Here is a 16,149-nt window from a genome sequence, read left to right on the forward strand (position 1 = left end):
TCCTCACGCGAACGCCGTGCGCACCTTGCGCACAGGATCGAACCAGATTTCCGTCATGCCCCAGCGCTTGCCGATCTGCTTACCCGCGCCGTCGTAAAGGGCGTGCGCTTCCATGTGCGCGATGACGTCGATGGTCAGAAACAGCAGGCGCTTCAGCGCGGCATCGTCGTATGCGGCGGCTTCGGAATGCTCTTTCGCCATCAGCGCAAAGCGTTCGATCGCAACCGTTGCACTCGATGCGTGATAGCTGGTGATCGAGCCTGCGTGTCCGGTTGTCAGCAACTTCAGGAAGTCATAGGCTTCAGCACCGCGCAGTTCGGCAAGCAGCACGCGATCGGGCCGCATGCGCATCGTGCTCGCGATCAGATCGGCCGGTGTTACGCGCGCCTGCCCGTGCCCACCCTTGCTGTACAGAAGGTGGACGCAGTTCTCGATGTGTCGGATAAACAGTTCCCGGACATCTTCGATCGTCACGATCCTCTCGGTTGACGGAATCGACCGGCACAAGGTTTTCATGAAGCTGGTCTTGCCGGAGCCCGTATTGCCGACGATGACGATATTGAGCCTGCCGGTCACGGCCAGCCGGAAGAACGTGCCCCAGTCCCGCGCGTCCAGGCACTGGACGAGCTTGCGATCCTCAGGGCGCAGCGCCGGCAGCGCCGCGTCGAGGCCATCCGGACGATGCCACACGGTGTCGTCGAACAACCCTTCGTCGCGATACATGTCGAGGCCCTTTTCGCGTGCGGACGGCCGGCGGATCGTGACCGAGACCGTACGCGGCGGCACGACGGGCGGCACCACGATCTGGATACGCGCGTCATCGGGCAACAGCGCGGACAGAACGGGATGCTGGGCCGACACTTCCTGGTTTGTGAGGGTCGCGACCGCCACCGCGAACGACATCAGACGCTCGTAGTCAAGATCGGCATAGTCGTGGCCGTGCCAGCCGAGGTGTGTCTCAGTCAGCACGCGCTGCGGACGGTTGATGATCAGTTCCGTGTAGACATCGGGATCGTCGAGCAGCGGCGCGAATGGCCGCATCAGCTCGCGGACCGACGCGTCGTCAGGAAGCCGCGCGAGCACCGCATCGCCAGCTCGATCCTGTATGGCAGCGCGGGCGATCATGGCGTGGCCTCCGGCCGTAGGGCGTAGACGGATCCGAAATCCAGATCACGCGCAACCACGATCGTAAATTCGGCTCCCTGCTTCTGCGTCAGCGTCGGCGGGATGTTGATCGTGCTGTCGAGCACCCGCGTGGCCATGTCGTTGCCCTGCTGCTGCGTGTTCTCGTAAACGACGGACCCATTGCTGTTGCCGCCGCGTGTGGCCAGATAGCCGATCGCGTCCTGGGCGAAGCCGAGCAGCATGGCCGCGCCGATACGCGCACGCCAGTGGTTATCCACATAACCGTCAATCCCCATGCGCCCGAGCGAGTCAGCCGCTGGCGAATCGATCTCGACGGTCACACCGTGAGGCGTCTCGATACGGGCCGAGAGGATAAAGGTCCGCTTCTGCCCCGGCGACAGGTTCGAGCGATACTGGCTGTTGATCTGGGACCCGCGCTCGATCAGCACTACCCGCCCGTCATCGGAATAGACGTTCTTTGTCACCGTGCAGGTCGACAGCCCTGCCTCGGTCGAATCAAAGGCGGTATCGCCTGCGCAGTCGATCTTGGCGCCCTGCGCAAGGATGAGGCTGCGGTTACCGAGCATGTCCGCGCGCACCCGCGGGGTGGCGGTCGGGGTCAACGCCTGGGCAAGTGCTCCGGTCCCGCACTGACCGGGTGCGGCGGCCGACCGGGCGGAGACGGTTGCCGCCACCGGCGAGGCTGCTTCCGCGACTCCGCCAGATATACCCGCCGCCGGGAGCGTGCCCGTCACGCCACCTTCCTGCCCGCCCGCCCCGGACGTGCCGCCCGCCGCGAGTAACGGTGCATCGTAGTAGCTGCGAGCCGACGCCAGATGCTGAACCGAAACAGGTGGACGGGCCACGACTGGCACCGACCCTGGGACAGGTGCGCTTGCCACGGGTGGCGCGGATGCCGCGCTCGCCGCAGCCGGCGAGTCCTTGAACACGCGCCCCTGAGTCGATGTTTCCGCCACGGCATCGCGATGCGCTTTCGCTTCCGCGTCGTGACGCGCAAGGAACGTGTGAATCGTCCAGACCGCGCCGGCGCCGGCTACGAGGACGACGACAAGCGGCGTCAGCCACCAGGCGCGCGGGCGCGTGCCCCGGTACTGCCCGAGCACCGGCATACCGCGATCAGCAGACGCTCCGGGTTCACCGGCGGAATCCCTGTCACGCGCCTCCCGGCCTCGATCAGTGGGGTCATCCGGTTCGATCGTGTTGCGGGTATCGTCATTCATCATCGCGACTCCGCAACACGCGTTTCACGCCGCTAACCGTCGTGCCATCACTGGGCGGCACTCCATCCATGTCGTACGCGTCGTTCCAGATACCGACAACCTCATCACCGAGACGTAACACGAAGTGCTTCGCCACCTCGTGAACCACGATCGTGTCGCCTTCCATATGTTTGTCGACCACGCTTTCCGTACCGTCGTCCGCCACCCGGAACGTCGCCGGGATCCGCCGGTTGCTGGGAATGCGGATATAGGTAAACCGACCATCGTCCCAGGCCGCCGTCGGCGCGATATTGTCCGAATGCGGCATGGCCTGCATCGAATAACGGGTGTTGCGTATGGCGGGCGACTGGGCGAGGCGCTGGGAAACGACTTCAGCATCGGTTTCAGCCTGTGCCTGAGCCTTCATCTCCTCCGGGTACACGAAGGTCACGCGATACATCTCGTCGCCGTTGGCGAACTTCGCCTTCAGCGGCAGCACCACCAGATCGAAGCTGTAGCTGCGTTTGTCCGTGCGGATCTCGAGATTTGAGTCATGCGCGGCAAGCTGCGGCTTCAGGTACACGTCGTGATCGCCCCTGTTCGCCACCACCTGCCAGCCGTCGCGATCACCGGGCGCCACCACCTGGATCTGTTCGTGCAGATCGAGCGCAATATGGGTGGCAAAGCCGCGCTGTGCTTCGATACGCACAACGGCGTCGGACGCATACACGATCTGCCGGACCCGCGAATCGTTGGACCAGCCAGGCACGTCATACGCGCGGGCAGACAGGCTCACCATCAGCAGGCCCGCAAGCCAGCGCGTCGGGAAAGAAAGTGCTCTCATGGCGTACCTCCCGCTGTCGCGGACGAAGCCGGCGGCGTATATTCGGGATCCCGGCTGTAGGCCGTCACCTTGAAGCCGAACGGATTGGCGACTGCAACGCTTTCGCGCGTGAATACAGGTGGCCGGTAGGTGTAAGCGAGCGTGATCACAAAACGCTGCGTGGGCTCGGCGTTCGCCTGGCCGTTTTTAAACGTCGTGCGCTCGATATGCACCACCGCATGCCCCGGTTCATCGGGTGGCAGCGTGGTCGAGAGAATCCGCGTACGCCGTTCGGTGCCCGGACCGAGTTGCCGGTCCAGCGCATCCGGTCCGCTATAAGTACCCCGGTAATCACGTGCGACCACGTCATCGCTCATGGCCAAAACACTGTCGTAATCGATCTGCAGCAGGCCCCAGGCGTAGCGTTCACGGGCACGCACGTACGCCTCGACCCAATGCTTGTCCTGGATTTCCTTCGTGTGCACATGACGCGCATCGAGCACGTCGATCACCTGGGACTCGCCCGTCAGGCGATCAACCTCGATCGGCAACGGCACAACCCGGTAGAACGGCACCATCACAGCAAGTGCCACCGCACTGAGCGCCGCCACGCAGACTGCGGCGTAGGCAACATGCCATGCCCGCCGTTCGGAGCGCTCCTGCAGATGCGTCAGCGACGCCTCGATGTCAAGTACGCGCCCATAGTCTTCGTGCGCGCTCATGATCCGGCTCCGACGGTCGATGCGGCGGGCGGTTTCAACGGAATGGATGACGCCGGAACGGGAAACACGTGGTTGATCGGCACGCGATGTGATCCGTCCGGCAGGACGGGCTTTGGCGGCCCTGACGAACATCCACTGATCAGGATGACGAAATTTACTAAAAATGATCCAATCAGAATTCTGTACATGGTCGCCCCCTCAGTTCCCGAACGAGGCCGGCACCATCTGGTCCTGCAACCGGGTGATATTCCCTGCACGGCTTAGTACCAGCTCGCTCTGCTGCTCGGCGACCAGCCTGTCTTCCGTCTCAGCCAGCATCCGGAAGAGCTGCAGCTTGGTCATCTCGTTACCCACCGTGGTGGTCTCGGTCTGGATGCGCGCCTGCAGCTCCGCCACGCCTTTCGGGTCCTGCGTCACGTCGATCTGCTGCATCAGGCTCTGGATCTGGTTCAGTTCCTGTAACTCGGTCTGGTACGCCTGCTGGCCGAACGCCTTGTCCTGAAATGGCTTGTTCAGCGTGCGCTGGCACACCTGCTGGTCGATACCCGCCTGGTCCTGGCAGTTGTAAATCTCACTCGCCGAGCGCAGGGACTGAGCGCTCCCGGTCAGCCCGGCGTAGCCTCCGTTCTGAACCGCGGTATAGACGCTCTGCCAGTTCGACGGCAGCGAGCTGGCAACCACCGGATTACCCAGAAGCGCACCAAAGCCGCGCGTGCCGACCGTCGACTGGTAGATCTGGATTTCCTGCTGGACCTCCTGCTCAAGCTGAAGCACCGTCGCAATGGCCTGAGCCACGTTCTGCGCATCGAATACCGGAATGCCCTGCGCATGACCCGCGGAAGAAAGCCCGGCCAATATGACTGCGATACCGGCTATCCTGAATCGTCCTGTCATGATGATCACCTCACTCAACTACCCTGCTGTCCGAGGTTGGCGCGTGCCGCGCGTTGATACGCGGGCATCGAACCACCACCTGAATTTCCCGACCCGCCGCCTGAGCCGGTCCGGTCGCGAATCGTCCCGCCGGGGCGCGGACCGTTTCCGCTACGATTGAGTGCCTGTCCGATCGCGGTTGCGATGCGGCGCGACGCGACACCGGCCACGAATGCCCCGAATCCGGATACCGTGGCGCCGCCGGACAGTCCGGACGCCACAGAGGGCAACTGCCAGCCGACCATCGCCAGGAAAATGGCGGTCGCAAACATGCCGAGTGCTGCGCCCCACGCGGCCGACGCCTCCAGCGCTGCCTGGCCCGCTGCAACGAGGGCGGCCGGGTTGGTACCGGGCGCCGACGTTGTCACCTGGAACGGCGCGAGCTCGGTCGAGAATGCGGTCAGGGCCATGCCCAGGAAAGCTGCAACCAGCACCTGCAGCAGGGCGTAATTCGCCACTTTCGCGGTCCACGCCTCGAAGAAGCGGGCAGTCGGTGCAAACGCGGCGCACGCTATGAAGATCGGTCCGATCCCGAGCACGAGGTCAAGCAGCATGCGGCCCATCACGACCTCGAACGCGAGCACGATCAGGAAAATCGAGCCACCCACGGCGGCCACGAACCCGCACACAATGTCGCCAATAGCCGCGGCAAGTCCGCTCGGGCTGAGCCCTTCATGCGTGGCCTTTTCGGAATAAGCATCCAGCACAAGATCGATCTGCTGGTCGTAGCAGTCGAGCGTCTGATAGATACTTGTGGCACTGGTCGCCGTCACGCTGCTACCGCTGACTGATCCGCATCCGGGATTGCCACCGCCCGTCGTGTTCGCCGCGTTCTGGATCGTCTGGGCGAGGCCCGCCGTCGCACCACTGACGGCCGTCACGACCTGCTGCTGATAGATGCCGCTGCCGAGCGCGAAGGTGAGAATCGCGGCGACCTTGAGCCCACGCCACGCGAACGCGGGCACAGCTTCCTGCGCCTCGCCCCGCACAATCGCCAGACCATAGGCGATGACCCAGATCGTGACGGCGGTGGTCACGACGGGGACAAGCGCGCCCGACAGCGCCGACGAGACGTTCGTCACGTAGGTCGACATGCCGTTCTCGAGCGTGCCGCCGATCGCGGTAAAGAGGCCGCTCATTACACGCCTCCCCGCTGCGCTGCGCGGCGCTTCGCCAGATGCGCGTGGAAAACCGGCAACCACACGTCGGGGTCGTCGCCAACCTGTGCGCGGATCGTGTCGAGCAGTTCGACGTTATCGGTCGTGCCAGACAGCACATCGAGCACATCACCCAGGCCCGCAAGATCAAGCTGCCCAACCGCCGAGCGGTGGCCCTGCTTGACGAGAAACATACGGCTGTTCTCGCCGAGATTGCGCACGATGTTGAACTCGGCTTCGGTCAGCTTGAAGCCGTGCACATAATCGTCGTAGTCCGCCCGTGGGTTCGGCAGAAAGAAGAAGGTCGCGCTCTGCTCGACCAGTGCGCGCGCAATATCACTGCGCAGCACGTCAGCCGGCGACTGCGTATCAAAAATCCCCAGGCCGTTCTGCTTGCGGATCGTCTTCTGTTTGTTCTTCGCGAAATCCGTGAAGACGGGGTCGGAGAGCCGTTTCCAGAACTCCGTCATCACGTAGATGAAGCGCCGGCCGTCGATCAGACCTTCAGTCCGGTGCAGCAGGTACATCGTGACGGGCGTCGAGACTTCGGCATCATCCAGCAAGTCGGTGTCGTCGAACCCAAAAAGACCCGAGCGCGCAAGATCAATTCGGTCGGTCGGGTTGTCAAGCACCCAGCCGAGCCGCCCGCCCATGCACCATTTCGCGAGGCGCGCATGCAGGCTGTTCTCGCCCACGTTCGGCAGCAGTTGCCGCAGCATCGACAGGCGTCGCAACGGCTTGTCCATGCGGGCGACTTCCCGCACCGCGCGCGAGATGTCGAGCTCGTCTTTCGCGGACAGCGGCCAACCCGTGTCAACGAGCTTGCGCACGAGCCGCTCCCAGAAATCCAGCACGGATTCATCGGGTGTCATCTGGAACGGGTTGAGCCCGGTCGGCACGCCACGGCGAAACACGGTGTATGTGCCGCCCATGGCGCGAATCGCGATCTCGGTACCACGGTCTTTGTCATACAGCACGGCCGTGACGCCGTACTTCATCGCCATCGCGAGTAGGAACAGCTCAAGCACCGTTTTGCCCGCACCGGCCTGGCCGACGATCTGGGTGTTGGCGAGCGCCTTTGCATCGGCCGAATCCTGCTTCTCCTGTGTGACATGGAAATTCAGATACAGCGGCTGACCGCTCGGCGTCCTGACGATCGTGATCGCCTCGCCCCATGGATTGCCGTCGCGCTTGCCGGTCGCGAAGTTGTGCAGGCTGGACAGTCCACAGAAATTCCGGGACGTGAGCTTTGCCTCACGCGGCCGGTAGCGCCAGTTGCCCGGCAGCTGCGCAAACCACGCGGCATCGGCCACGAGATCGATCAGCGCCGTCTGGAATCCAGCGTCGGCGAGCTGCGTGCGCGCCTTCGCGACGTGCTTCGACACGTCTCCAGGCGTATCGGCCAGTACGGCAAGCGAATAGTGATACTCGCCAAGCACGAAATCGCCGTTGATCAGGTTATCCAATGCCCGATCCATCGCCCCGATCTGGGAGAGCGCCGCATCTTCGCCGGCAATGAGCTGGTTGCGCTGCCGCTCGAGCGCTTCCTTTGCGCCAGGCTTGTCGAGGATGGTGAAACTCTGCGTTTCGATATATTCGAAGTCGCCGTACAGCAGGCCGTTGAGCATGCCGGGCTCGGTGTCTTCGGGGTAGTCCTTCAGGTCGAGCAACGCGGCATACCGTGTCGCGGCCGGCATGCGGATCTCGACCTTCTCCACTCCGACGAACAGGCGGGAGGTCGGCAGCGCCTCACGGATTGACCCCGAGGGAACCGGCTGCGGCTCCCAGACGGCATTGACGAGATAGCCAAGCAGTTCCAGCGCCGACGAATACCGGCGAGGACGCCGGGTATCAGGGCCTGGCTTGCGATAGGCCCCGAGCGCCACCGGATCATAGCGTTTCAGGCCTGATTCGAGTTGAGCCGCCAGCTCGTCCATTGCCTTGAGTGCTTCGTGCTGGTCATGCCGGATATCGTCATGCGTGCGACGCGCAGCCCGACTGAATACGCGCCCCAGCTTCGTGCGGTTCGGCCGGTAGACGAGCGTCAGATAAAGCTCGTTCGCCATCATCCGGTAGCCTGCAAAGCCCGCGTAATAGCGTGTCGCCAGTTCCTGGCAGAATCGGTTGCCGTACGGCGTGGCAAAGTGATCCGACACGCGCCGACGTAGACGGTGCGACCAGAGCGCCACGTGGCCGCCGGGCAGCCCACGCACCAGCTGGTTGAATCCGTCGTGACGCACGAGGATGTCGGCCGGATCGGTGGCCTCGAATGCGATGCCCGCGAGCTTCCAGATCCGCAGGTAGTCGCCCTCGCGCGTCCTGATCACCTGATCCGTCACGTGCGTCGAATACGGGATGGTGTCGGCGAGTGCCACTTCGCGGTTCGCGACGGCGACGTGTTTCGGGGTAGCTGGCATGTCACGCCCTCCTCTTGAGGCGGACCGGCACGTAAGCGTGTACGCCCCAGGAGCGGCGGTTACCCTGACGCAGGACCATGCGCAGGCGCAGTGCGTACTGCGCCAGGCGCTGGTCGTCGCGGCGCGTGATGAAGCGCATGGCAACGAACACCGGGATCATCAGGAACAGCAGTCCGACGCCGAGCAGCGGACTGGCCAGCAGCGCCCAGATAGCCGGGATCAGCATGCCGCCGCCAATCATGAGGAATGGCACGAGCGGTACACCAAAGATCATCGCGGGCCGCGTGCATCCCTTGAAAACCGGATCCTTGAGCGAGTTCATGATTCGACGCCTCGGATCAGCTCGTCGGAATCAGCATGCCGGCGATTACCGTCGCGCAACCGACGAAGAGACCGCCGATAAACACGTTTGCGATATCACCGAACCGGGCATGCTGGAACATCATCCGGAAGCCCGCCCAGATGATGGAAATCGAGCAGATCACACCGCCGACGCCCAGCAGCGTCGTCTGGATTGTGCTCAGGAGCGTGTTGACCTGCGAAAGCTGTGCCCAGGCCGGGGAGGCAACGAGTATCGTCGTAACCGTAGCGGCGATTTGACGTGCCACTTTGCGACCGGGCTGAACTCTGATCAGCACGTTCCGACAACACCGATTAACAATATGCATTCCTGAATTCATCATTGACTCCTTTCTGCTTTCGATGGGACTGCTATCGTCTGTCCAGTGGACTAGAACACCACGGCGCTGCTGTCTGGCTCGCCAACATTTGTACCCGGTGAGGCGTCAGGTGGCTCCGATACCGGGTGATCAGCTGATCGGGATCGCACCGGATTCGAATGCACGGCGTGATCAACCGGAACAACTGGAATGGGCTCAATCGCCGGCACGACTGCATGAGAGAACGGTGGCACCGGCAGCCGCGCGTTATCGACCACCCGCTGTACATAGCCGGCCCGGTACCCTGTCGATAAATTGCCGCTTGCGTAGCACGACAGGCTCGCGCGAAGTGCAGCCTGCGGATCACGCCGGACATCCGTTTGTCCGTGACGCGCTGCCGTAAAGCAGCCCTGTAGAATCGCGGCGCCCGCAGCCAGATTGCGGCAGGTATCGAAGGCGCTCCGCTCAGTCAGTCCGTACGCGGCCCAGTTGGCGCGGTTCACCTGCGCAAGGCCGACACTGAAGTTCCAGCCATTGGCGGCAAGCACATGCGCGGTGGCCACCGCTTCGGCCTCGCTCACCGGTTGACGCACCAACCGGCCGTGCGTGACGCCGATCGCATACGGATTGAACCCCGACTCCGTCCGCACAATGGCAGTCATCGTGACCGGTGAGACCTGAGGCGCACACTGCTGCGCGAGCGTGGTGAAATCGAGTGGCAGCATCATTGCCCCCCAACGCCGAAGCTGCTCTGCTGTTCAGTCCGTTGCAGGAAGACCGCAGCGGACTGCAACGGATCGTAGGGTACCTGTACGCTGCCCCCGCCGTAGAATTCGGTAATCGTTGAACCCGCACCTGCCACACCCCACCAGACACGGCTATAGAGTTGGTTATCGATGTCGACATTGATCGCAGCGGTGGCGCCGCATAGCAGCTCGCTCTGTTCGGAACCGCCCCAGTGCAGGAGATCCTCACGGCAGTAGCTGCCACTCGCGAAAGTATTGGTCGCAAACGCCCCCTGGGAACCGCCCGCGCCGAAATCACAGATCGGGAACGGATCGCCGTGACGCAGCGCACGCCACAGTTTCTCGATAGGCGGCACGCACGCGCTGTATTGCTCCGGGCCGCCCGGATTGGACAGGCACAGCAGCACCTGGCAGCCCCAGTCATCCGCGCGAGCCATGCCGGGGGCGAACATGGACGCGCCAGCGAATACCACCAGGGCAAGCGACCATCCGCGCAATGCACGGCGCACCATCCCCGGCCTCCGCCCGCTCACTACTGATCGCGACATTTTCATAATCCGCTTCCCTTCCATCAGTGCGACGCCGACGTATGGAACCGGAAGCGAGGAAAAAGAAACCTGCGGCGCCGGGAAACTCGCCGCAAGCTCAAGGGGGATCAAAGCAGAGAAGCCCGCAAACGCAGGCTTTCGGGCATGGCCTAATCACTATGCACACACGCATCCGTCGATACGTCGGGTTCGCTCACGCGTACTCGGTCGTGCCAATCACACATTGGCACGTTGACCGGAACAGATTGTCGATTACGAACGGAGCTTTACCGCGGGCAACCGAAATTGAATCTTATCGGCCATCTGCTCCGTTTCCCAGCGTATTGCCGGGCCGTTCTACCTCATGGCTTCTTCATCAGCAAACCCGCTAATGCCTGCTTGGCGGAGGCCAGTTCGAGTTCAAACCGGCACCACGGATGTCGTGGAATCCCTAGTCGACGACAAATCACTTCACGACCGGCGCGCCACAGGTACACCATGCGCAACAAATCCCGCTGACGCGTTGCAAGCCGCCGCCACGCCTCTTCTATGCGAACTGCATCCGCCGGGTCATACGGACCGCGACTTGCACTCGCCCAGTTATCCAGCCGGGCATCGAGCGAACACGGTTTCAGGTGATCATCCATCGCGTGCCTCGTCGTCGGACGGGGGCGCGCGATACCCAGCGGGATCTTCAAGAAAAAGTTCGATGTCGGTCGCACGCCAGCCAACCGCTCGCTCGCCAAGACGGATCGGACGCGGAAAAGTCCCCTCCTGCATCCGCTGGTAGATTGTCGATCGTTTCAGCCCGACTTCCTGTTCGACCTGGCCGCGCCGCAATATCGCGCCCACCCCACGCAATCTATCGGACATGATTGACCTCCCGCTGTATTGCCCGAATGAGTTCCTGCATGGGCTCCATTCAAGCCGCGGGAGAACCTGACGGGCAACTCCGTCATATCGTCGGGAAATCCCGTCGGGTAGTGAACGTCAGCGATGGCGGCCATCGGACTCAACAACCGAATCCGGCCTCAGCGCGGCAGCAAACGTCTGCGCGCTGCGCGAGGCTTCACCATTGGCCTGCCCCTTGAGACCCAGCTTCTCATCAATGGCGCGCGCAACTGTAGAAGATTTAGGCGGTCGTTCGGGATCCCACTCGGACCAATGCTCCCGCATAACGTCGAAAAGAGCCTCGAGAGTGTGCGTCAGGTGAGGAAGATGAACAACTGCGCCCTCACGCTCTGAAACGGCTTCATGCCTGCGGGCCCGACCTGCCACACCGGCCAAAGGCAACCGCTCGAGCCTGCGTTCCAGATGGGTGGCCCAGACATGATGCATGACAGCCGTCCGGGATATGGCGAGTTCCAGCAACCTGATACGACGATCACGCCCTCTAAGACGGGCCGTCAGACGTGCAATTAAAGCCTGCGATTCTTCACTACGACGGCGCCAGTATTCAAGATCAGGGTTTGCATCGATTTCCGGTCGTGTCGGGGCTGGATGATCCTCAGCCGATTCGAACATATTCCCTCCTTCCCAACTCTACGCGGAGTCGTACTACACAAATGTAGCCCCCTCAGTCAAAGCACGACTGGACCAGATGCTCCGACGGTCCTCCGGCATATCTTCTTATGTTTTCTTTAATTTATTGAACACATGGCACCGGAGCAAGACCGAACCTGTAGGCGCGAAGAAAATTGCCGGCAATGCAGAAAAAATAACGGGCCCGGGCAGTCCGCGAAATCTGACGTGCAAGTCCAGCTCAAGGACAGTCGCAGGACGTCGCCGCGATTTTCCGCAACACGGTCATTGCCTCTTCCACCCGGTCAACCGGAACGAGGATGTGATCGTGGTAATAGCCCGCGATCGTATTGCATGGGATACCCGCCGCCGCGAGTTCGCGGCTGACTATTGCGATAAATCCAACTGCCTCGAGGCTGGAATGAACCGACAAGGTGATCAGACGGGCATCGTATGTGTACGGCAACCCAAGGCGTTGGGCATCATCGCGCTCCACGATTGCCGTTAGCCCCTCTCGCTCCCTTACGGTACAAAGGGCCAATAGCCCGGACGGCAAGACGGAGTCTGAAAAAGAACAATAGACATAGGTCGGCTCCGCCATAACCGGACTGAGAGTCGCACACAGCTTCGCAAGATCCTTTTCGCTCAACGTACCCCTCCGAAAAAAGTGACGTTATGCCACAGGAGAGGGTGTTCACGCTCCCTGTGTTTAGAAATTCTAGACGCTGCGTAGCAGTTCTAACCGCAGCCTCTCAAATACGATTGGCCGACTAAGATCAGATCAATGCTTCTACTGATACAAAAACGTATCGCAGAGTAGATCCCTCGGGGACCTAACGTAACCAGAAGGAGCCTGCGATGAGTTTAGCCACATCATCGTCGGTCATGGCCGATCAGACAACTATACATTCAGCTATCGCCCTGACAGGCGCACGCTGGCACATCCCTCGCGCCAGCGCTTGGCGATCGCTATTGGACATTGCCTTGGACTGGGCGATCATATGCTTTGCGGTCTGGAGTGACTACCGCATCGGCGCCTGGATTACGGTTGTGGCAATCTTCGTGATCGGCAACCGGCAGCGGGCACTCGGCAACCTGCTGCACGAAGCCAGCCACAAAAACCTGAGTGCCCGCCGCAACGTCAATGACTGGATGGCGCGCATCTTCCTCGCTCCAGCACTCTTCAATGACCTGACGCTCTACCGCCTCCAGCACGCGCGGCATCATGCCTGGCTCGGCGATCCAACTCACGACCCCGACTACCTATCGAGCGTTACGCATGAAGGTAATCACTGGTTCGACGCTTACGGGCGCGTACTCAATAATCCAGCGATATTGGCTGGTTCTCTCTTCGGGCATTTCGCCGGAAGGCGACTCGCACACCGCCAGCGGCTCGAGATCGTTCTGTGGTGGGTTTCATGCGAAACCTTACTCGATGTGATCTTCGGCATGCGTTTCGCGCTTCTGTTCTTCGCACTGTGGATGATTGCGAGAGGTACCGTGTTCCATGCCATCACAACATTCCGCGAAATGACCGATCATTACGGACTGCAACCAGGAGGAATTTTCCAATACACCCGTGAGGTTCCGGACCACGGATTCGCCTCGATCTTGCTGCATCCGCATCACAATGGCTACCACCTAACACACCATCTCCTCCCGCATATTCCCTATCGCCATCTGCCGCAGGCGCACGCACACCTGAAGCACATTTCTGCGTTCAATTGCCGTGCGATCATCTGCGACACCTACCTGAGCGGCGTACACGCCAGCGTAAAGGGTTGGGAAGCAGCTCATGTCTGAACGAACATTGAACCTGGCACAGGTAACAAGCCTGCTGGTCTCTACGAGCTGCGGTATTGGCTTTCTCCTGGGCACAGGCGAACTCGCCCTGCGCGGGGGGATGGCTGGCTGCCTCTACGCAATCGCGAGCGCCTTGGGTCTGATCGTACTCGCTGCATGGGCGCCGGCCTTGTCGATTGGACGGCAATCCATCTGGGTCAGATTTGATCAACTCTACGGTGCCTCGGTCAGCCGCAGCGTAGCGCTACTGTCGCTCGTCTGGATGACCGGTGTCCTTGCTGCTCAGATGCGGGGAGGATCCGCAATACTGACGCTGGCCGGCTTTCGACCGACTACGGCACTCCTACTGATAGCTGGTCTTTTGATTTGCCTTTCGCTGATGCGGCTCTCATGGCTTGCCGCCGGATTCGCGATCTGCATGCTTGCGTGCAACGTCGCACTCGTGCGTACGTTGCTCGAAACGGATGGGTTCAGTGTCTGGGTGCATGCGCCAATGCAGTTCTTAGATGGGCTTCGCACAATGACGCTGGCGCATACCGGATTTACGGTCGTCTCCGTCGTGGTGATGGTCATATGTGGAGCGGATTATCAGCAGTTCGTGGTCGCAGCGCGAGCTCCTACGACGGCCCGCGCTGGCTGCCTGTTCGCAGCAGCGCTCGTCTTCTTGATCGGATTTCTGCCGGCCTCCGCTGTAATCGCGGCTGCCCCGGTCTGGCATCTGGAGCACGTCGTCGATCCCGTACAGGTTGTTCCGATTGTACTGATGCATACCCTTTCGAGTTACGCAGTGAGCGCCGCGAGCGGTCTCGTTGTCGCCGTACTAGGCCTAACAGCTCTTGGTGCCGGATGCTCGATTCTGCGAGCAATGGCTGAAGCTATGGCCACACTCGGCCCACCTTCCATGACAGGACCAATCTGGTCCCGCGTCCTGCCCGTCGTACTGGGTTCCCTCGTCACCACGCGCGAACAAAGTCTCGTCGACATGATGATCGACCTCAATATGGTCTACATCTCCGCAGTGGGTCCGCTTCTAATATTCGGCTTAGTACGTACATCCGTCTCGCATGCAACTGCCAACGCAACAATGGTGACCGGATTCTGCATCGCCATGACCTGTTACCTGATGCGCTGGACAGGGGCAACAGAAATACCTGAAGCGGCCCCCCTGCTTTTCGCGTTGCCGACTTCGCTTGCGATTGGAGTTTTGATGGTTCGCCGATCCAACAACTTTGCTTCAGCTACCCACGCCGGGCATCGACTACCACATTGGCCGAAGGGGTCCTCAAATGGTCAGTCCGCGACTTCGCCCTCATCCCCCTTACCGGACGACGCGGGCGCTGGTTGAATCAATGCTCGACGGGCCTCACGCATCACAGTTTCGCTAATCGCAGTCGCATTGGGCGGTGCCACCTCCCAATGATGCCAATACAGATCAACGGTAATCCTGTTACGCGGCGCCAAGGCAACCAGATCACCGGAATCAATCAGAGCTTGAGCCTGCATGGACGGAACAAGGCCATACCCGACACCCGCCCGAATCGCCGTCAAGAGCGCCATTGGGGAGGGGAAATAATGCGTGGCATAACCGCTCACTGGGAAACCAAGCAGGCGTTCAAGGAACGCTGCATGTAAGCCATCCTTTCGATTAAAGAGCACAGCGGGGGCGGCCAGGATATCGTGCATATTGAGTCCATGCGTAAAACAGGCCGCAGAAAATTCCGGAGCAGCCACACATTCATACTCCATCGCACCAATAGGCTCTGCAACAAATCCGGTCGGCGCAGTACTCGCCGTCGAAACACACCCGATAGCCTCTCCGCGTGCCAATACCGGCAGGGTATGATCCTGGTCGTCGACTATAAGTTCCAGCGCGAAACTCTCCTTCGCTATAGCACAGGCGGCGGGGCCAAACCATGTCGCCAGCGAATCTGCATTGACCGCAATTGCGATCTTTGCCCGCGCGTGTGCACCTGGCTTGATTTGCTGAATAGTATCCGCCTCCAATGACCTCAGCATGTGGATATGCCGAAGGAGCGCTTCACCAGCCGGTGTTGGCGTAACCCCATCACGCACAAGCAACGGCGTACCAAACGACTCTTCTAGAGCGATTATTCGTTGGGAGACAGCACCACGAGTAATGTTTAACGCGTGCGCCGCTTGCCCAAAATGTCGAAACTCAACGACTGCAAAAAATGTTTCCAGTTGTTGACGGTCGAAATTCATATAGAGCTGCCCCGATATTGGTCCGGACCACGGTTAGGGTGCGAGGTTAAAAGACCGCCGGGCTTCATGCCCAGACAAACTACTCGGACGTCGGTACCTTAGCACGGCCCGGTTAATCCTACGGTAGATGCACTCTGTGCAACAATGGAAAACCGCAACTGAAGCCGCAGCACATCGGTATAGAAAACGAAGTACATGACGCGTTACGATGCGTAAGGCATATGAGCATGGAGGCGAACGACACGGCAAAGAACATCATGTCGGCCTCCGGCA

The 16,149-nt window shown here is 61.1% G+C and carries 18 protein-coding genes; 2 read left to right on the top strand and 16 right to left on the bottom strand.

Features of this window, described 5'->3' with window-relative positions; translation table 11 throughout:
* Positions 1-3 precede the first annotated feature (3 nt).
* The 15 genes from virB11 to OKW43_RS24945 all read right to left on the bottom strand — a co-directional run bounded on the left by virB11 (position 4) and on the right by OKW43_RS24945 (position 12,499).
* On the bottom strand, positions 4-1,125 hold the full coding sequence (gene virB11 / locus OKW43_RS24875; protein WP_429450372.1) for a P-type DNA transfer ATPase VirB11: 1,122 nt from the start codon (positions 1,123-1,125) through the stop codon (positions 4-6).
* Complete coding sequence (gene virB10 / locus OKW43_RS24880) at positions 1,122-2,366, bottom strand: type IV secretion system protein VirB10 (protein ID WP_187633140.1); 1,245 nt, start codon at positions 2,364-2,366, stop codon at positions 1,122-1,124. The genes virB11 and virB10 overlap by 4 nt, the downstream gene beginning before the upstream one ends.
* On the bottom strand, positions 2,359-3,144 hold the full coding sequence (locus OKW43_RS24885; protein ID WP_246529962.1) for a TrbG/VirB9 family P-type conjugative transfer protein: 786 nt from the start codon (positions 3,142-3,144) through the stop codon (positions 2,359-2,361). The genes virB10 and OKW43_RS24885 overlap by 8 nt, the downstream gene beginning before the upstream one ends.
* A 41-nt stretch (positions 3,145-3,185) precedes the next feature.
* A complete protein-coding gene (locus tag OKW43_RS24890) occupies positions 3,186-3,890 on the bottom strand; it encodes a virB8 family protein (protein ID WP_187633142.1) in 705 nt (234 codons plus the stop codon).
* 198 nt (positions 3,891-4,088) lie between these two features.
* A complete protein-coding gene (virB5, locus tag OKW43_RS24895; RefSeq protein ID WP_187633219.1) occupies positions 4,089-4,784 on the bottom strand; it encodes a P-type DNA transfer protein VirB5 in 696 nt (231 codons plus the stop codon).
* A 14-nt stretch (positions 4,785-4,798) separates the two neighbouring features.
* On the bottom strand, positions 4,799-5,962 hold the full coding sequence (locus OKW43_RS24900; RefSeq protein WP_187633143.1) for a type IV secretion system protein: 1,164 nt from the start codon (positions 5,960-5,962) through the stop codon (positions 4,799-4,801).
* Positions 5,962-8,397 carry a VirB4 family type IV secretion/conjugal transfer ATPase gene (locus OKW43_RS24905; protein WP_187633144.1) on the bottom strand — a complete coding sequence of 812 codons (2,436 nt, stop codon included), beginning with the start codon at positions 8,395-8,397 and terminating at the stop codon, positions 5,962-5,964. The genes OKW43_RS24900 and OKW43_RS24905 overlap by 1 nt, the downstream gene beginning before the upstream one ends.
* A 1-nt stretch (position 8,398) precedes the next feature.
* Entirely contained in the window at positions 8,399-8,719 is a 321-nt protein-coding gene (locus tag OKW43_RS24910) for a type IV secretion system protein VirB3 (RefSeq protein WP_187633145.1), read from the bottom strand.
* Positions 8,720-8,735: 16 nt separating this feature from the next.
* Positions 8,736-9,077, bottom strand: a complete 342-nt coding sequence (locus OKW43_RS24915; RefSeq protein WP_187633146.1) for a TrbC/VirB2 family protein — start codon at positions 9,075-9,077, stop codon at positions 8,736-8,738.
* Positions 9,078-9,127: 50 nt separating this feature from the next.
* Positions 9,128-9,781 (bottom strand): lytic transglycosylase domain-containing protein, encoded by a 654-nt coding sequence (locus tag OKW43_RS24920; RefSeq protein ID WP_187633220.1) that lies wholly within the window; start codon positions 9,779-9,781, stop codon positions 9,128-9,130.
* On the bottom strand, positions 9,781-10,314 hold the full coding sequence (locus OKW43_RS24925; RefSeq protein WP_246529963.1) for a hypothetical protein: 534 nt from the start codon (positions 10,312-10,314) through the stop codon (positions 9,781-9,783). The genes OKW43_RS24920 and OKW43_RS24925 overlap by 1 nt, the downstream gene beginning before the upstream one ends.
* Positions 10,315-10,691: 377 nt before the next feature.
* Complete coding sequence (locus OKW43_RS24930) at positions 10,692-10,976, bottom strand: hypothetical protein (RefSeq protein WP_187633147.1); 285 nt, start codon at positions 10,974-10,976, stop codon at positions 10,692-10,694.
* Complete coding sequence (locus OKW43_RS24935) at positions 10,969-11,202, bottom strand: helix-turn-helix transcriptional regulator (RefSeq protein ID WP_187633148.1); 234 nt, start codon at positions 11,200-11,202, stop codon at positions 10,969-10,971. The genes OKW43_RS24930 and OKW43_RS24935 overlap by 8 nt, the downstream gene beginning before the upstream one ends.
* A gap of 117 nt (positions 11,203-11,319) precedes the next feature.
* Positions 11,320-11,853 carry a hypothetical protein gene (locus OKW43_RS24940; protein ID WP_187633149.1) on the bottom strand — a complete coding sequence of 178 codons (534 nt, stop codon included), beginning with the start codon at positions 11,851-11,853 and terminating at the stop codon, positions 11,320-11,322.
* A gap of 238 nt (positions 11,854-12,091) precedes the next feature.
* A complete protein-coding gene (locus OKW43_RS24945; RefSeq protein ID WP_187633150.1) occupies positions 12,092-12,499 on the bottom strand; it encodes an ACT domain-containing protein in 408 nt (135 codons plus the stop codon).
* Between the two features lie 209 nt (positions 12,500-12,708).
* Between OKW43_RS24945 and OKW43_RS24950 the strand changes: the two genes are divergently transcribed.
* Complete coding sequence (locus OKW43_RS24950; protein WP_187633151.1) at positions 12,709-13,653, top strand: fatty acid desaturase family protein; 945 nt, start codon at positions 12,709-12,711, stop codon at positions 13,651-13,653.
* Positions 13,646-14,998: a hypothetical protein gene (locus tag OKW43_RS24955; protein WP_184012454.1), complete on the top strand. Its 1,353-nt coding sequence runs from the start codon at positions 13,646-13,648 to the stop codon at positions 14,996-14,998. The genes OKW43_RS24950 and OKW43_RS24955 overlap by 8 nt, the downstream gene beginning before the upstream one ends.
* Here OKW43_RS24955 and OKW43_RS24960 read toward each other — a convergent pair.
* Positions 14,944-15,876, bottom strand: coding sequence for an HTH-type transcriptional regulator ArgP (locus OKW43_RS24960; protein WP_187633152.1), 933 nt, complete (start codon positions 15,874-15,876; stop codon positions 14,944-14,946). The two genes, OKW43_RS24955 and OKW43_RS24960, sit on opposite strands and share 55 nt — an antisense overlap.
* Between the last annotated feature and the right edge of the window lie 273 nt (positions 15,877-16,149).

Source organism: Paraburkholderia sp. WC7.3g, from assembly GCF_050436345.1.
Classification (GTDB): Bacteria; Pseudomonadota; Gammaproteobacteria; order Burkholderiales; family Burkholderiaceae; genus Paraburkholderia; species Paraburkholderia podalyriae.